At 76.9% G+C, this 451-nt stretch carries 1 protein-coding gene; it reads left to right on the top strand.

Going from position 1 to position 451, the window contains the following annotated elements:
* A partial coding sequence (locus AB8Z36_RS41895) for a hypothetical protein (RefSeq protein ID WP_440582149.1) occupies positions 1-444 on the top strand: 444 nt, incomplete at its 5' end.
* Positions 445-451: the final 7 nt, after the last annotated feature.

Genomic DNA, 451 nt, shown 5'->3' with positions numbered 1-451 from the left:
GCCGAGACCCCCTACCCGCGACAGCGGCGGAACGGCGCCACGCCCCTGGTGTGGATGCGTCGCGCGGCGGGTCTGCTGATGCTGCTCTGCGCGGCGGCCCACCTCCCGATGGACTGGTCGCAGGGGTCCACCTTCAGCCTCTCGGCGTCGATCGGCGTCTCCGCCGTCTGCGCCGCGGCGGGCGTCGCGCTCTGCGTGAGCCGCTCGCTGTCCGTGGCGGTGGCGGGCACCCTGGTGGCCGGTGCGCTGGCCGTCGGACACCTCCTCGACGACCGGCTCGGCTCCGACGGGCTCGCCCAGGTGCTGCGGCCCGAGGGCGTCCCCGCTCCGCTGCCCACGCTCTCGGCGGTGGCCGCCGCGCTGGCCGCCCTGCTGATCGTGGCCCTGACGGTCGCCGGACTGCGCATGTCGGCCGCCAACCGCTACCCCGGCCCGCGCGTCTGACCCCACC

The sequence above is a fragment of the Streptomyces flavofungini genome, from assembly GCF_041028215.1.
Lineage (GTDB): Bacteria > Actinomycetota > Actinomycetes > Streptomycetales > Streptomycetaceae > Streptomyces > Streptomyces flavofungini_B.
Note: the sequence above shows the minus strand (reverse complement) of the source record. Positions and strands in the feature narration are given on the sequence as shown.